A 13,433-nucleotide genomic window follows, 5' to 3' on the forward strand; every position below is an offset into this window, starting at 1 on the left:
TGCTATGGACAACCCGTTCGATGACGACAGCGCGGAGTTCTTCGTGTTGGTGAACGACGAAGGCCAGTTCTCGCTGTGGCCGGCGGCCATCGGCATTCCGGATGGCTGGACCGTGCGCCACGGCAAGGACAGCCGCCAGGCATGTGTGGATTACGTGGACGGACACTGGGACGACATGCGTCCTCGCTCCCTGGTGCAGGCCATGGGAGACAGCTGACCGCTCTGCGGACGCGCTCCGGCCCTCGTCTCCGGGGACACTCGGCGGCGGCTGTGGAAGCGACTCCACAGCCGCCGCCGAGCGGCCCGCGACCGGGACACGACCGGACAACAGACTTCGAGGTGACGGAATATGACGAATGCGGGCCGATCCCCAGAGGTAGGCGGGGAAAGCCGGGGAGAAACCGGCAGGGGAAAGCGGCGTATCCCGTTCCTCCTGGCAGTGGCGGGTCTCGCCTATGCGATCGACCTGTTCAGCAAGGTGCTCGTGGTCGCGAAGCTGGAGCACCACGCTCCTGTTGAACTGATCGGCACCGTGCTGGAGTTGCGGGTGATGCGCAATCCCGGCGCCGCATTCAGCATCGGCGAAGCGACGACCATCCTGTTCACCGTCATCGCCGTGGCCGTCACCGTGGCCATCATCCGCATGGCGCGCAAGCTCTACAGCATCCCCTGGGCCATTGCCCTCGGGCTGCTGCTGGGCGGCGCGCTCGGAAACCTGACGGACCGGCTCTTCCGCAGCCCGGGGCACTTCCGGGGCGCGGTCGTCGACTTCATCTCCGTACGGGGTTTCAGCGTGATGAACCTCGCCGACTGGGCGATCGTCTGCGGCGGCATCCTGATCGTGTTCTTCACCTTCCGAGGGTGGGAGCTGGACAACACCGGAAAAACCGCCGATGCCGAGAACACCGAGGCCGGCGACAGTACGGAAAACGCTCGGTCCTGACGCCGAGCAGCACACAAAAGAATTCCCCGGTGCGGGTGTTCACTTTCGGAACAAGGAAAAGGGAGACGTCGTGTACGACGTGATCGTGGTGGGAGCGCGCTGTGCGGGGGCGCCGACGGCAATGCTGATGGCCCGCGCCGGATACCGGGTCCTGCTCTTGGAGAAGGCACGTTTCCCGCAGGACAAGCTCTCCTCCCACTACCTTCACCAGCCAGGTGTCGAGATGCTCGGCCGCTGGGGCCTGCTGGACAAAATACGCGCCACCAACATCACCCCCATCGAGCGCGTCAGCTACGAAAACGCGGACATCCGGCTGACCGGCTCCCTGCTGCCGGCCGACGGCCACAGCACGACGTACGCGCCCCGCCGCTTCGTACTCGACCCGATCCTCGCGGACGCCGCGAGCGCGGCCGGCGCCGAGTTCCGCGAAGGATGCACGGTCACCGGCCTGCTCCGCGAGGGCGACAAGGTCACCGGCGTCACGTACAAAACATCCGACGGGGACGAGATCTCCGAACACGCCCACCTGGTCGTCGGCGCCGACGGCATGCGCTCGGTCGTCGCACGGCACGTCGAGGCCCCGATGATCGCCGAGAACCCGCCGATGACCTGCACGTACTACAGCTACTGGGAGGGCCTGCCCGCCCACTTCGAGCTGTACGAACGCCCCGGCCGATGGGTCGGCGTCGTCCCGACCAACGACGACCGCACGCTCGTGATGACGTACTTCCCCCAGTCGGAATTCCAGCAGGTACGCACCGACGCCCAGGCCGCCTACCTGGAGGCGATCCGCACCACCGCCCCGAGCCTGCACGAGCGGCTGTCGTCGGCCACCCAGGCCGAACGGCTCTACGGCACGGGGGAACAGCTCAACTTCATGCGGCAGCCGTCGGGCCCCGGCTGGGCCCTGGTCGGCGACGCCGCCCACCACAAGGACTCCATCGCCGCCCGCGGCATCACCGACGCCTTCCTCCAGGCGCAGCTGCTGACCGACTGCGTCGGCAAGGACCTGCACGACCCCGCGGCACTCGCCACGGCCTGCGAGCGCTACGCACGGGACCTGCAGGAGACCTTCATGGACTTCTACCGCAGCACCCTGAACGTCGCCGAACTCAAGGTCCCCGAGGACCGGGTGACCTTCCTCAAGGCCATCTCGACCAACCAGACCCTGGTGGACCGCTACTTCGCCACCCTGTCCGGCGTCTGCACCATGGACGACTTCTACAACGAGGAACTCCTGACGGCCCTCGCAGAAGCCTGACGCTCCCCGCACCAGGCCCAGGTCGGCAAGCAACTCGCTGACCTGGGCCGTGCACTGCCCCACACCATCGGCCACCGCCGAGAGACCACTCATACACTGCACGCCATGCGCCTCTACCTTTCTTCCTTCCGCATAGGCAACTGCCCCGAGGAATTACCGCGCCTGCTCGGTGGCCGCACACGTACGGCACTCGTGATGAATGCCTACGATTTCCAGGACACGGACTCAAGGGCCGCCTCCACCCAGCGGGAGATCGCGGAACTGCGATCCATCGGCCTGTCCCCCGAAGAACTCGACCTCCGCGACTACTTCAGCGCCGACCGTTCACTCCGGAAAACCCTGGAAAACGTCGACCTGGTCTACGTACGGGGCGGAAACTCCTTCATCCTGCGCCGCGCCCTGCGGCACAGCGGCGCGGACACACTGCTCAAGGAACTGCTGGCCGCCGACACCCTGGCCTTCGGCGGCTACAGCGCCGCCGCGGCCGTCGCCGGCACCACCCTGCGCGGCATCGGCGGCCACATCGACGACCCCGACCACATCCCCGCCGGCTACCCCGCAGGCGATCCACTCTGGGACGGACTCGGCCTGCTCCCCTTCGCGGTCGCACCCCACTACCGCTCCGACCACCCCGAAACAGAAGAGATCGAGCACACCGTCCAGCACCACATCGACCACCACGAGCCCTTCGTGGCACTACGGGACGGCCAGGCAATCGTCACCGACGACAACGGCGTACGAGTGGTCGGCTGACCCGACCCCGGGAAGCACCCGAGAAGCGGCAGCCCATAGGGCACCCCACACCGAGCACGTCACAACTCACGTTGCCGCTGCGCCCGTTCCCGCACCCGACGGCTCACCAAGCCCATGCCCGAAACCCTCAGCCGAACATGAAAAAACCCCAGGTCACGGCGAGTGAGTCCTGGGGCTTTTCCGGAGCCGCCTAGGGGAGTCGAACCCCTGACCTACGCATTACGAGACCGTGAGCGTTCGTGCTGCGTGGTGCCTGGTCGTGCCACCGAGTGACGTTTCGCCTGATCAGAGCACGTGCGGCTGGTTGGTCTGTGCTCCCTCATATTACGTCGTCCAAAGGCGTCCGGCCACCGGCTGGCCACCGGCGGGGCCACCGACGACGACAGCAAGGGGCGCCATACGGGTTGTAGGTCTTCCACAGTGCCTCCTGCGGCTGACCCGCTCCCTGCGAAATCGCCCCACGAGCGTCCCCACCGTAGTCGGCGCAGGACGCCTCCCTGGAGAGTGGCCACCGACCTGCGGGTTCGCGCCCTCCGACTACTCAGCACCACCGTCGGCTTCTGCCAGCCCCCGGCTCGGGTCAGGGGTTCGTCCTCCAGCCTCGCCCAGAGGCACAACGCCTGAACACCGGCACCCCCGAACTCGGTCTGGAATGGCCGGGCAGCCGATGGAGCCACGCCAGACTCTAGTCACCGTCCGTGATGCCTCACCAGTGCGGTGGCGCTGCCCTGGGGGCAGGCGGTGCCGTCTGCCTGGAATACCTCTCTGGCCGTTTCGATTGCTTCTCTTGTACCGATCACGGGAGGGGGACGGTGATGGCCGAGCTGATGTTGTTCCGGCGAGACGCGGGCGGGCGGGACGTCGAGCTGCCCGGTTCGACGGTGGCGCTGGAGGTCGAACTGCAGCGGCGGGTCGAGGCCGGCCTGGAGGCGATGCTCGGCATCCGGTTCCTGGCGTCGGAGTACCCGACCGGTCCGTGGCACCGGGGCCGGATCGACACCCTCGGGCTGGACGAGAACGGCAGCCCTGTAGTGATCGAGTACAAAAAGGGCTCCGACAGCGGGGTGCTGTCGCAGGCCGTCTCGTACCTGTCCTGGCTGGAGTCGGCGCACCACGAGTTCGAGGCGCTCGTGCGGAAGGTGCTGGGCGCGGAGGCTGCCGGGTCGATCGACTGGCGTCGACCTCGGATGGTCTGTATCGCGGCTAGCTTCTCCCACCACGACCGTGTCGCCGTGCAGCGGCTGCCCGAGCGGATCGACCTGGTGCGCTACCGGATCTTCGAGGGCGGCCTGCTGAGCTTGCTGCTCGTCGACTCCTCGCCCGGCTTCCCTACCGCCGCTTCGTCCCGGCGAAATCGGGAGCGGGAGACGGCGGTCGACGTCGCGGCGGCGGCCCTCGTGGGTCCTTCGCCGGCGGATGCCAGCCTCGTACCGGAGTGCCTACGGGACCTGTACGCGGAGGTGGACGACGCGCTCACGGCATGGGGCGAGGTCGAGGTGGCACCGCTGCGGCACTACATCGCCTACCGGCGGCTCGTGAACGTGGCATCCGTGATCTTCCGCCCAAAGCACGAGGCGATCCTGGTCTATCTCAGACTCGACCCGGACACGGTCGAGCTGGAGGATGGCTTCACCCGGGACATGCGCGGCATCGGGCACCTCGGGACCGGGGACCTGGAGGTACGCCTCGCTTCGGCAGCCGACCTGGAGAAGGCGGTGCCGTTGATCCGGCGGGCATTCGAGGCGGCTTGACACAAACAGAAGGGCGGCTGGAGCATCGGTTACTCGATGCTCCAGCCGCCCTTTGGCGTCTGCGGTCCGCGGACCCCGGGCTCTCCGCTCTCATGCTCATGCCTCCGGCCCGGCCAGCTCGAAGTCGTCCTTTGTCAGTTCGGCGCGCAGCCGCTCCTCGGCGACATCGGCGTAGTGCGCGGACAGCTCGACGCCCACGAAGCGGCGTCCCTCGCGCAGGGCCGCGACCCCCGTGGAGCCGCTGCCGGTGAACGGATCGAGCACGGTGCCGCCCTCGGGGCAGACCTGGACGAGCTGCTGCATGACCTCGACGGGCTTCTGGGTGATGTGGACTCGGCCCTTGCGGGGCTGGGAGGCGATGTAATGACCCGGCAGGTAGAGGTCGCGGGTGTTGTCGAGGGATCCCTTGACGCCCCAGACGATGAACTCCGAGTCCTGCTTCGGCCCGCCCTTGCGGGGCCGGCTGGAGGGCTTGATCCACGGGATGGTGCCACTCCAGATCCACCCGGCCATCTGCAGGGCGTCCGAGGTGGTCGGTTCCTGGCGCCAGTCGGTGAAGACCATGGCGACCGCGTGCTCGGTCGAGGCCCGGTACGCCTCGGTGAGCAGTTCTGTCAGCCAGGATCGGTAGGAACGCTGGTCGCGGTTCTCTCCGGGGAAGTTCTGCAGGTCGTGCGCACTGTTGCTGGTGACGTACTTGGCTCGCGCAGTGCGACCGGTGCGGTCCGAACTGGTACGCCCGCCGGAGTTGTACGGCGGGTCGGTGATGACGGCGTTGACGCTCTCGTCCGGGAGGGTCTTCAGCACGGTGAGGGCATCGCCTCGGTGCAGCGTGTAGCTCATGTGCGGGGCCTCTTTCAGGGCACGGCGGGACTGAACCCGCTCCGGGCGTCGCTCAACAGCGGTCGTTTCGAGCGGGGTTGCGCCGGAGGTTAGTCGCGAATTCCGGCCGCGCCTAACGAGCCGTGTCTCTGTCCGGGGCCGAGCCCGAGAGCCGTTTGGCGCGGCCGGAATCCGGGTCTACTGTCTCGCCATGTCACCGGGGCAGAGCAGCGCTCCACCCTCGCTGACCTGTGCTTATCCGTGTTGTCTCGTCCGAATGGGCTGCACGGCAGGCCTGTTAGCCCTTCGTCCGAGCAGCCGTGAGGAGAACCGATGTTCCGCCTGAGATTACGAGGGCGGCTGGCTGCCGCGCTTGACCCGAGACCGGCGTCCGGGAGCTACCAACTCCCCTGACCCGGGCCCGCCCTGAGAGGCGGATTCACATCGGCGCGGTGCCGACGGCTTTGCACGAGAAGTCGGCACCGCGCTTCCTACGAACCACGAGGAGCCGCTGCGATGCAGCATGCCCTGACACCCCCGCGCCCCGACCCAACACCGCTGCCCGACTGGCACCGCCGTACCGGTGAACGGCAGCGGCCATGAAGAAGACCACCGGAGCCGTCGTCGGTCTCTTCGCCTCCGGCCCGCTGCTGCTGGCTGTGCCCATCCTCGCCATCGGTGCCGGTACGGCTTCGGCCTCCTGCTCGACCGGCGATGCACAGTCTGTGGATACTGCAGCCGTTGCCTCACAGGTGAAGGCCATCCTGGACGGTGGCGACAAGGGTGCAGTCTCCGTGCCGGGTCTGGATGATCCAGCCGACCAGGTACCCAACGCCAAGACCATCCAGGCCACAGGCGTCGCGATGAACATTCCGGCCCGGGGGCAGGTCGTGGCCCTGGCAACCGCCCTCCAGGAGAGCGGCCTTCGGAACTTGACCTACGGCGACCGCGACAGCCTCGGGTTGTTCCAGCAGCGTCCGTCGCAGGGATGGGGCACGGCGAACGAGATCCTCGATCCGGTCCACTCCTCGACCAAGTTCTACGAGGGGCTGCAGAAGGTCTCCGGCTGGCAGTCCCTGTCCGTCACCCAGGCCGCTCAGGCGGTACAGCGGTCAGGCTTCCCGGAGGCATACGCCAAGTGGGAGCCCCTGGCCACCGCCCTGCAGAAGGCCATCGCACCCCTGCTGTCGAAGACTGGCGGCGCGTCGCCGAGCCCTTCTCCGTCTGGCTCCGCCGGCACCCCTGCATCCACTACCGCGGGCGGTTGTACGACCGGCGGGGACGGAACCGACTTCGGGACCATCCCGGCAGGCGCGGTGCCGGCCGGATACAAGATCCCGGCCGATGCTCCGGTGAAGGTCCAGACAGCGATCCGCTGGGCGCTCGGCCAGCTCAACACGGCGTACCAGTGGGGCGGGAGTTGCACCGACTCTCACGGGCCGGACCCCATGGGCCGGTGCGACTGCTCCTCCCTGATGCAGCAGGCGTACAAGGCCGCCGGGGTCACCTTGACGCGGACGACGTACACGCAGGTCAAGGAGGGTAAGGCGGCTTCGGCCGATGCTCTCCAGCCCGGCGACCTGGTCTTCACCGAAGGAACGGCGGACGTCCCTGAGCACGTCGGCATGTTCATCGGGCAGGGACTGATCATCAACGCCCCGCATACCGGTGACGTGGTCCGCATCGCGACTCTCGCGTCCTGGAAATCGCAGATTCTCGCGGCCCGCCGAGTCGTCTGACCGGCGCTTCTCCCTCCCCCTTCTTCTCGCCCCGCCCGCTCCGCCCTCTCGGGCTTCAGCGTGCACTAAATCGAACTGGAGTTCGTAATGTATCTCGCCGACAAGGTCATCCAGCTCGCCTACGACCCCGGGATCAAGCCGAACGAGGGCGGGCTGCCGGGCCTCGCCGTCCTCAAGCAGGTGATGGGCTCCGTCAACCTCTTCGGCATCATCGCCGTGGTCGGCGCGCTCGCCGTCAGCGCGGGCGTGTGGGCATGGGGCCACCACTCCGGCGGCCACCAGGCCGAGGCCAACGGCAAGAAGGGTGTGTTGGTCAGCGCTGGCGCGGCCCTTCTGCTGGGTGCCGCAAACGGTGTGGTCGCGTTCTTCAGCACGCTGGGGACGCAGGTCCACTAATGCCTTCCCACTCCTCGAACCCCGGCGGCGCATCTAGCGTGCGCCGCCGGGCGCTGCTCGGCACTGCCGTTCTGGTGGTGCTCGTCGCCCTCGCCGGCCTGGCTGCCTACCTCACCCGCGATGGCAGGGGCTCCTCCAAACCTGAAGTCGCACGCGCGAGTTCGCCCTCTTCTTCCTCGTCGGCCGCCTCGCCATCCGGGTCGCCCTCGCCGAGGTCACACCCTCGCTCCCTCCCGGCTCCACCGGACACCCACGATCCGATCGCGTTCGGTAAGGCAGCCGCCGAAGCGTTGTGGTCCTACGACACCCGCGCGTACTCCCAGGCAGAGCTGCTGACCGCCCTGCACCGCTGGCTGACCACCGAGACCAAGTACGCCGACCCTGCCTCGGTCGACGCGATCGTTCCTTCGCCCGTGCTGTGGAAGGAAATGGCCGCCAACGGCCAGTTCGCCACCGCCAAGGTCAACGAGGGTCACTTCCCGGACTCGTTCACCCAGGCCCTCCAGGCAAATCCCGGAACGATCACGCAGGCGTACGTCTACGCCGTGACCGTCTCCGGCAAGCAGTCGATCGCCTGGAAGGGCTCGCCTGCCGGTGGTGCGGAGAACCGCGTCACCACCCTCGCGGTCCAGTGCCGCCCTTCCCACCCGTGCGCCCTGGCCGGCGTCATGCCGTCCGTCGCGCCCTGATCAGCAACCCAGAAAGGAGGTATCGCCATGGGAGTCTGTGACTTTCCGCTGATGGACAAGGTGTGCGGTGCTGTCGACTTCGCCACCAACCCCGCCGGGGCCGTCACCGACGGCATCGGAGCATGGATCGCGAAGTCGGCGGGCGAACTGGCTGCCAGCGCTGCGGATCTCGCCGCGAAGGCCGTCAACCAGACCACCGCCATCGATCTCAACGCCGGATGGTTCAGGGACAACTACGAACTCCTGCTACCCATCGGGCTCGCGCTGACCGTCGGCACGTTCTGCATCCAGCTGATGTTCGCGGCTTGGCGGCGAGACGAACGCGCCCTGGCTCAAGCAGCCATCGGCACCATGACGGGCATCCTCTTCAGCTTCTGCGCCATCGCCTTCACGACCGTCGCCATCACCGTGGTCGACGCCCTGTCCGACGGGCTGTTCAAGGCAGCCAACAGCTCAGTCGACGATGCGATCCGCCGTGTGGTGAAGGTCAACGAACTGGGGGCGATGTACGGCCTCGGCTGGGGAGTCCCAGCCCTGGTCGCCCTAGGATGCGCGATCGGCGCGTTCATGTACTGGGGCGTCATGGTCGCTCGAAAGGTCGGCGTCCTCGTCTTGGTCGCCCTCGCCGTCTTCGCCGGAGCCGGTGGAGGCTGGGAAGTCGCCAAAAGGTGGCGGCGCGGCTGGATCGAAGCCACCGCCACACTGGTCGTCTCGAAACTCCTGATGACCGTCGTCTTCCTCATCGGCGTCTCGGCGATGGGCAAGTCCGATGCGCACGACGGCATGGCCGCGCTATCCGACGCGATGGCAGGCATCGTCGTGATGGTGCTGGTGCTGCTGTGCCCTTACGCCACATACAAGTTCGTCCACTGGGCCAGCGACGGCGGAGGCCACGACGACCTGCACCGCACCGGCGTCGCCGGCATGGCGGTCGCCGCAGGGGCTGCGAAGACCGCGGGCAGTCTGGCGATGCAGGCCGGCACCGGCACGCCTGCACCGCAGGGACCGAGCCAGGTCCCCGGCGCGGGCAGCGACGGTGTCGCCTCCGGCATCAGCCCCTCCGGAGGCAACCTCAGCAAGGAGGGCATCGACGGCGGACCGTCCAAGCCGCAGACCAGCTTCCGGTACGGCGAAGACCCGAACGCTTCCGGTGACAAGGGTCGAGCCCTGATCCAGCGTCCCGGTATCCCGCCGCTCATCACCCGATCCGGCGAGGGCGAATCGGGAGGTTCCGAAGGAGACTCCGCGGGCGGCCAGTTCGCTGCCGCTTCGGCTGCGGGCAGCAGCATGACCCGCGCTGGTACCGCGCCGCCAGCAGGGTCTGCAGCACCGCCGCCGTCCTCCACAGGGCCGTCGGCAACCGGCTCTCCGACGCCGACGAACTGGATCTATCCCAGCCAGCCGCCGTCGGGTTCCTGACCCATCACATCCGGGGGCGGGCTGCACCCGCAGCCCGCCCCCACGCCCCGCACCATCGATCACCAGAAACGGAGTCCTGCCATGACCTCCAGAAGAGCACCGCGCGCCCCGCCCCCGCCCGCTCCCACCGTCTGGAATCACCATGTCCGACAAGCCCCAGGCCGAAGCCACCACGGCCAGCGTCAAATTTCCGCACCGCTCGCGGCGCGGCATCCTGCTCGGCCTGACCGCCTCGCAACTGATCGTCGTCAGCCTCACCGGCCTTCTTCTGCTCGCCGTGATCCTGACCCGCGGCGTGGTCGGCGCCCTCGAACTCATTCCGGTCTGGGCCGCAATCGCCCTCCTCGTCTTCGTCCGCTACCGAGGCCGCGCCCTGGCCGACTGGGCTCCGATCGTCACCCGGTACGTCCTGCGCCGAATGCGGGGCCAGTTGATCTGGCTCACCCGGCCTTCCCGGCGCCCGGTCCGCGAAGGTCTGCTCCACCTGCCCGGCACAGCGGCGAGCCTGCGTGTGGTCACCGCGCCCGACCGCCGATACGGCGCGGTACACAACCCCCACACCGGCACCCTGACCGCCGTCGTCAAGGTCTCCTCCCGCGCCTACGCGCTGCTCGACCCGGGCACCCAGAACGCCAACGTGAACGGATGGGGACGTGCGCTGGCCGCGCTCGCCCGCACTGGCCAGGTCGCCCGGATCCAGGTGATCGAGCGCACCGTCCCGGACTCTGGTGACGCGCTGCGCCGGTACTGGGAGGAGCACGGCCAGCCCCATGCCCCCGTAGCAGGTGCGATCTACAGCGAGCTGATCCAGAGCGCCGGCCCGGCGGCGGCACCGCACGAGGCGTACGTCGCGGTGTCCCTGGACGCCAAGGCCGCACGGCGGCTGATCAATCAGGCCGGTGGCGGCCTCACCGGGTCCTTCAGCGTCCTGGCGCAACTGACCTCGACCTTCGATCAGGCCGCGCGAACCGCCGGGCTCAACCCCACTGGCTGGCTCACCGCCCGCGAGATCGCGGCCGTCGTGCGAACCGCGTATGACCCCAAGGCCCTTGCACCGCTCGACCGTTGGTCTACCGCAGGACGCCCCGAGGCTGAGCCCGCCGCTGCCGGTCCGGTCGTGGTCGTCGAGAAGTCGGATCACATCATGACTGACTCGGCCGTCCACGCCACGTACTGGGTGGAGAACTGGCCCCGCACCGAAACCAGCGCGGGCTTCCTGCACCAGCTCCTGTTCACCGCCGGGGTCCGGCGCACGCTGTCGCTGTCGTACGAGCCGAAGGGACTGGACGCCGCCCTGCGCGACGTGCAGCGCAAGAAGTCCAGCGTGATCGCCGACGCCGCCGAGCGAGCCCGGCGGGGCCAGGTCGATTCCGAGGCGGACTCGATCGAGTACCAGGACATCAAGTCCCGAGAGCGTCAGCTCATCGCGGGCCACGCGGATGTCGCCCTGACCGGCCTGCTGACCGTTTCGGCGGACTCGGAGGAGGAACTCCGCTCCGCCTGCGCCGTCGTAGAGACCGCCGCCGTCGGTGCCCAGCTCGACCTCCGGCCACTCACCTGGCAGCAGGCCGAAGCGTTCACCGTCGCCGCCATGCCGCTCGGCCTCGCCGCCTGATGCCGGCCCTCCTTCCCCCCGAAAGAGCACCCCCATGTCCCGCACCGCTAGCCCGACCGCGCAGGACTTCGTGCCCTTCGCCACCGCCGCGCTCGACTTCCACCGAGCGCTCAACATTCCGGGTGGTCCCCTCGTCACCACGCGCGCGGAGCTGGACGCCCTGCACGCCCATCTTGTCTCGCTGCACGGCCTGCTCGATGCGCATGCCGCCCGCACCGGCCAGCTCGTGCCGGTCGAAGGGGACCAGCTCCGCGCCACCCGCACCCGGATCTGGCAGGCCGCCGATCACATCCACGCCGCGTACCACGCCGCACCACGGCCGGACTCCGGCGAGGTGCCCGAACGCGAGGCGTGCCAGGCGGGCCTGCCCGAGGGGGCACCAGAGCTGACCATCTGCCAGCGCCACCAACGCACTGCGCACCTGGTACGCCGCCGCACTACCCCGGCCGACCTGCACTCGCCCTTCACGGGCCTCGTCCGCCGCTGACACGCCTTCCGTCTGGAGAAACGTTCATGCCCCGCACCCGCGCCAGCGCCTCCCACCTGTTCGTCCCCCGCAAGGCATCACGCGCCGAGCAGCGTGCCGCCCGCGAAGGCTTCGCCGAGGCCCGCCGCCAGGCCCGCCGCGCCGGAGCCCCGCCGAAGCACCGCGCCGAGGAGCACCTCGACCCGGAACTGCGGCCGATCTACCCGCCCTCCGGACGCCCCGGTCCCTCCTCGGCTCGGGGCGGCAAGCTCAGCCTCCCCTCCCACCGCATGACCACCGCAACTGTCAGCGGCGCCTATCCGTTTCTCGCCGAGGGCGGCCTGGGCGCCGAGGGGATCTTCATCGGACGTGACGTACACGCGGAGGCGGCGTTCTGCTACGACCCGTTCTCGCTGTACAGCAGCGGGCGGATCGAGGGCTTCACGAATCCGAACGCCGTCTTGGCCGGGATCATCGGCATGGGCAAGTCCGCGCTGGCCAAGTCGATAGCCACCCGAGCGATTGCTCATGGCTACCGGGTCTACGTTCCCTGTGATCCCAAGGGAGAGTGGACGGCAGTCGCACAGGCCCTGGGCGGCTACAGCATCGCGCTCGGGCCGGGCCTTCCGGGTCGGCTGAACCCGCTGGATGCTCCGGCCCGGCCTGCTTCGGTGAGCGAGGGCGACTGGTCGACCGAGGTCCGAAAGCGCCGCCTTCTTCTCCTGGCGGGTCTGGCGCGTACGGTGCTGAAGCGCGATCTCTTGCCGATGGAGCACACCGCCCTCGACCTCGCTCTCGACCTGGTCGTCGCCGAGGCCGATGCCAGGGGCACGGTGCCGCTGCTCGGCGAGATCGCGCACGCCCTCGGCTCGCCCGAGCGCCTCGACCGAGCCCTCGGCGACCAGGCCGGGCACATGGGGCCGGCCGCACAGGACCTCGCGCACGCACTGCGCCGCCTGGTGCACGGCGACCTGAGCGGCATGTTCGACGCCCCCTCGACGGTGGCCTTCGACCCCACCACCCCGATGCTGTCCATCGACCTCTCCCGCCTCGGCGGGTCCGGTGACGACACCGCCTTGGTGCTGGCGATGACCTGCGCCTCGGCGTGGATGGAGTCCGCGCTCGCCGACCCGGACGGCGGCAGGCGCTGGGTGATCTACGACGAGGCGTGGCGCGTAATGCGGCACGTCGGCCTGCTGGAGCGCATGCAGTCGCAGTGGAAGCTCTCGCGTGGTCTCGGCATCGCGAACCTCATGGTCATCCACCGCCTCAGCGACCTGCTCAGCGCAGGCGATGCTGGCTCTCGCGGGCGGGTGCTGGCCGAGGGCCTGCTGGCCGACTGCTCCACACGCATCATCTACCGGCAGGAACCTGACCAGCTCGCTGCTGCCGCTTCACTGCTCGGCCTGACCGGCGTCGAGACCCAGGCCGTGTCCGCCCTGACCAAGGGCCGGGGCCTGTGGAAGGTCGCGGGCCGGAGCTTCATCACCCAGCACATCCTGCACCCGGCCGAGCGAGAGCTGTTCGACACCGACGCCCGTATGTCCGCTTAGCTCAACTAGCTTTCCATATAAGGGAG

13 protein-coding genes are annotated in these 13,433 nt (G+C 68.6%); 12 read left to right on the forward strand and 1 reads right to left on the reverse strand.

Annotation, left to right across the window (positions count from 1 at the left end):
* The first annotated feature begins 4 nt into the window (after window positions 1-4).
* From ACIBK8_RS20935 to ACIBK8_RS20955, 5 genes are all read left to right on the forward strand, one after another.
* On the forward strand, window positions 5-217 hold the full coding sequence (locus tag ACIBK8_RS20935) for an MbtH family protein (protein WP_393686641.1): 213 nt from the start codon (window positions 5-7) through the stop codon (window positions 215-217).
* Window positions 218-349: 132 nt separating this feature from the next.
* Window positions 350-943: a signal peptidase II gene (gene lspA, locus ACIBK8_RS20940; RefSeq protein ID WP_399043305.1), complete on the forward strand. Its 594-nt coding sequence runs from the start codon at window positions 350-352 to the stop codon at window positions 941-943.
* Window positions 944-1,013: 70 nt separating this feature from the next.
* Window positions 1,014-2,204 carry an NAD(P)/FAD-dependent oxidoreductase gene (locus ACIBK8_RS20945; protein WP_399043306.1) on the forward strand — a complete coding sequence of 397 codons (1,191 nt, stop codon included), beginning with the start codon at window positions 1,014-1,016 and terminating at the stop codon, window positions 2,202-2,204.
* A gap of 105 nt (window positions 2,205-2,309) precedes the next feature.
* Entirely contained in the window at window positions 2,310-2,957 is a 648-nt protein-coding gene (locus ACIBK8_RS20950; RefSeq protein WP_399043307.1) for a Type 1 glutamine amidotransferase-like domain-containing protein, read from the forward strand.
* Between the two features lie 815 nt (window positions 2,958-3,772).
* The gene (locus ACIBK8_RS20955) at window positions 3,773-4,708 is read left to right on the forward strand and encodes a DUF5655 domain-containing protein (RefSeq protein ID WP_399043308.1); all 936 of its coding nucleotides are present in this window, start codon (window positions 3,773-3,775) and stop codon (window positions 4,706-4,708) included.
* Window positions 4,709-4,804: 96 nt separating this feature from the next.
* Here ACIBK8_RS20955 and ACIBK8_RS20960 read toward each other — a convergent pair whose 3' ends face one another.
* Complete coding sequence (locus ACIBK8_RS20960) at window positions 4,805-5,551, reverse strand: DNA-methyltransferase (protein WP_399043309.1); 747 nt, start codon at window positions 5,549-5,551, stop codon at window positions 4,805-4,807.
* A gap of 578 nt (window positions 5,552-6,129) precedes the next feature.
* Between ACIBK8_RS20960 and ACIBK8_RS20965 the strand changes: the two genes are divergently transcribed.
* The 7 genes from ACIBK8_RS20965 (at window position 6,130) to ACIBK8_RS20995 (ending at window position 13,407) form a co-directional block, all read left to right on the forward strand.
* Window positions 6,130-7,269, forward strand: a complete 1,140-nt coding sequence (locus ACIBK8_RS20965) for a C40 family peptidase (RefSeq protein WP_399043310.1) — start codon at window positions 6,130-6,132, stop codon at window positions 7,267-7,269.
* An 87-nt stretch (window positions 7,270-7,356) separates the two neighbouring features.
* Entirely contained in the window at window positions 7,357-7,665 is a 309-nt protein-coding gene (locus ACIBK8_RS20970) for a DUF6112 family protein (protein ID WP_185300065.1), read from the forward strand.
* Complete coding sequence (locus ACIBK8_RS20975; protein ID WP_399043311.1) at window positions 7,665-8,354, forward strand: hypothetical protein; 690 nt, start codon at window positions 7,665-7,667, stop codon at window positions 8,352-8,354. The genes ACIBK8_RS20970 and ACIBK8_RS20975 overlap by 1 nt, the downstream gene beginning before the upstream one ends.
* A gap of 27 nt (window positions 8,355-8,381) precedes the next feature.
* Window positions 8,382-9,773 carry an ATP-binding protein gene (locus tag ACIBK8_RS20980; RefSeq protein WP_399043312.1) on the forward strand — a complete coding sequence of 464 codons (1,392 nt, stop codon included), beginning with the start codon at window positions 8,382-8,384 and terminating at the stop codon, window positions 9,771-9,773.
* Between the two features lie 142 nt (window positions 9,774-9,915).
* Window positions 9,916-11,388: an SCO6880 family protein gene (locus tag ACIBK8_RS20985; protein ID WP_399043313.1), complete on the forward strand. Its 1,473-nt coding sequence runs from the start codon at window positions 9,916-9,918 to the stop codon at window positions 11,386-11,388.
* A 34-nt stretch (window positions 11,389-11,422) separates the two neighbouring features.
* The gene (locus ACIBK8_RS20990) at window positions 11,423-11,875 is read left to right on the forward strand and encodes a DUF6238 family protein (protein WP_399043314.1); all 453 of its coding nucleotides are present in this window, start codon (window positions 11,423-11,425) and stop codon (window positions 11,873-11,875) included.
* A gap of 26 nt (window positions 11,876-11,901) precedes the next feature.
* Window positions 11,902-13,407 (forward strand): ATP-binding protein, encoded by a 1,506-nt coding sequence (locus tag ACIBK8_RS20995; RefSeq protein WP_399043315.1) that lies wholly within the window; start codon window positions 11,902-11,904, stop codon window positions 13,405-13,407.
* The last annotated feature ends 26 nt before the right edge of the window (window positions 13,408-13,433 follow it).

The sequence above is a fragment of the Streptomyces sp. NPDC050161 genome (assembly GCF_044460025.1).
In the GTDB taxonomy this organism is placed as follows: domain Bacteria; phylum Actinomycetota; class Actinomycetes; order Streptomycetales; family Streptomycetaceae; genus Streptomyces.

Bases quoted from the DNA above. Each gene is read 5' to 3' on its own strand.
- ACIBK8_RS20935 (WP_393686641.1), top strand. From the start codon at position 5: ATGGACAACCCGTTCGATGACGACAGCGCGGAGTTCTTCGTGTTGGTG.
- lspA (WP_399043305.1), top strand. From the start codon at position 350: ATGACGAATGCGGGCCGATCCCCAGAGGTAGGCGGGGAAAGCCGGGGA.
- ACIBK8_RS20950 (WP_399043307.1), top strand. From the start codon at position 2,310: ATGCGCCTCTACCTTTCTTCCTTCCGCATAGGCAACTGCCCCGAGGAA.
- ACIBK8_RS20955 (WP_399043308.1), top strand. From the start codon at position 3,773: ATGGCCGAGCTGATGTTGTTCCGGCGAGACGCGGGCGGGCGGGACGTC.
- ACIBK8_RS20960 (WP_399043309.1), bottom strand. From the start codon at position 5,551: ATGAGCTACACGCTGCACCGAGGCGATGCCCTCACCGTGCTGAAGACC.
- ACIBK8_RS20965 (WP_399043310.1), top strand. From the start codon at position 6,130: ATGAAGAAGACCACCGGAGCCGTCGTCGGTCTCTTCGCCTCCGGCCCG.
- ACIBK8_RS20970 (WP_185300065.1), top strand. From the start codon at position 7,357: ATGTATCTCGCCGACAAGGTCATCCAGCTCGCCTACGACCCCGGGATC.
- ACIBK8_RS20975 (WP_399043311.1), top strand. From the start codon at position 7,665: ATGCCTTCCCACTCCTCGAACCCCGGCGGCGCATCTAGCGTGCGCCGC.
- ACIBK8_RS20980 (WP_399043312.1), top strand. From the start codon at position 8,382: ATGGGAGTCTGTGACTTTCCGCTGATGGACAAGGTGTGCGGTGCTGTC.
- ACIBK8_RS20985 (WP_399043313.1), top strand. From the start codon at position 9,916: ATGTCCGACAAGCCCCAGGCCGAAGCCACCACGGCCAGCGTCAAATTT.
- ACIBK8_RS20990 (WP_399043314.1), top strand. From the start codon at position 11,423: ATGTCCCGCACCGCTAGCCCGACCGCGCAGGACTTCGTGCCCTTCGCC.
- ACIBK8_RS20995 (WP_399043315.1), top strand. From the start codon at position 11,902: ATGCCCCGCACCCGCGCCAGCGCCTCCCACCTGTTCGTCCCCCGCAAG.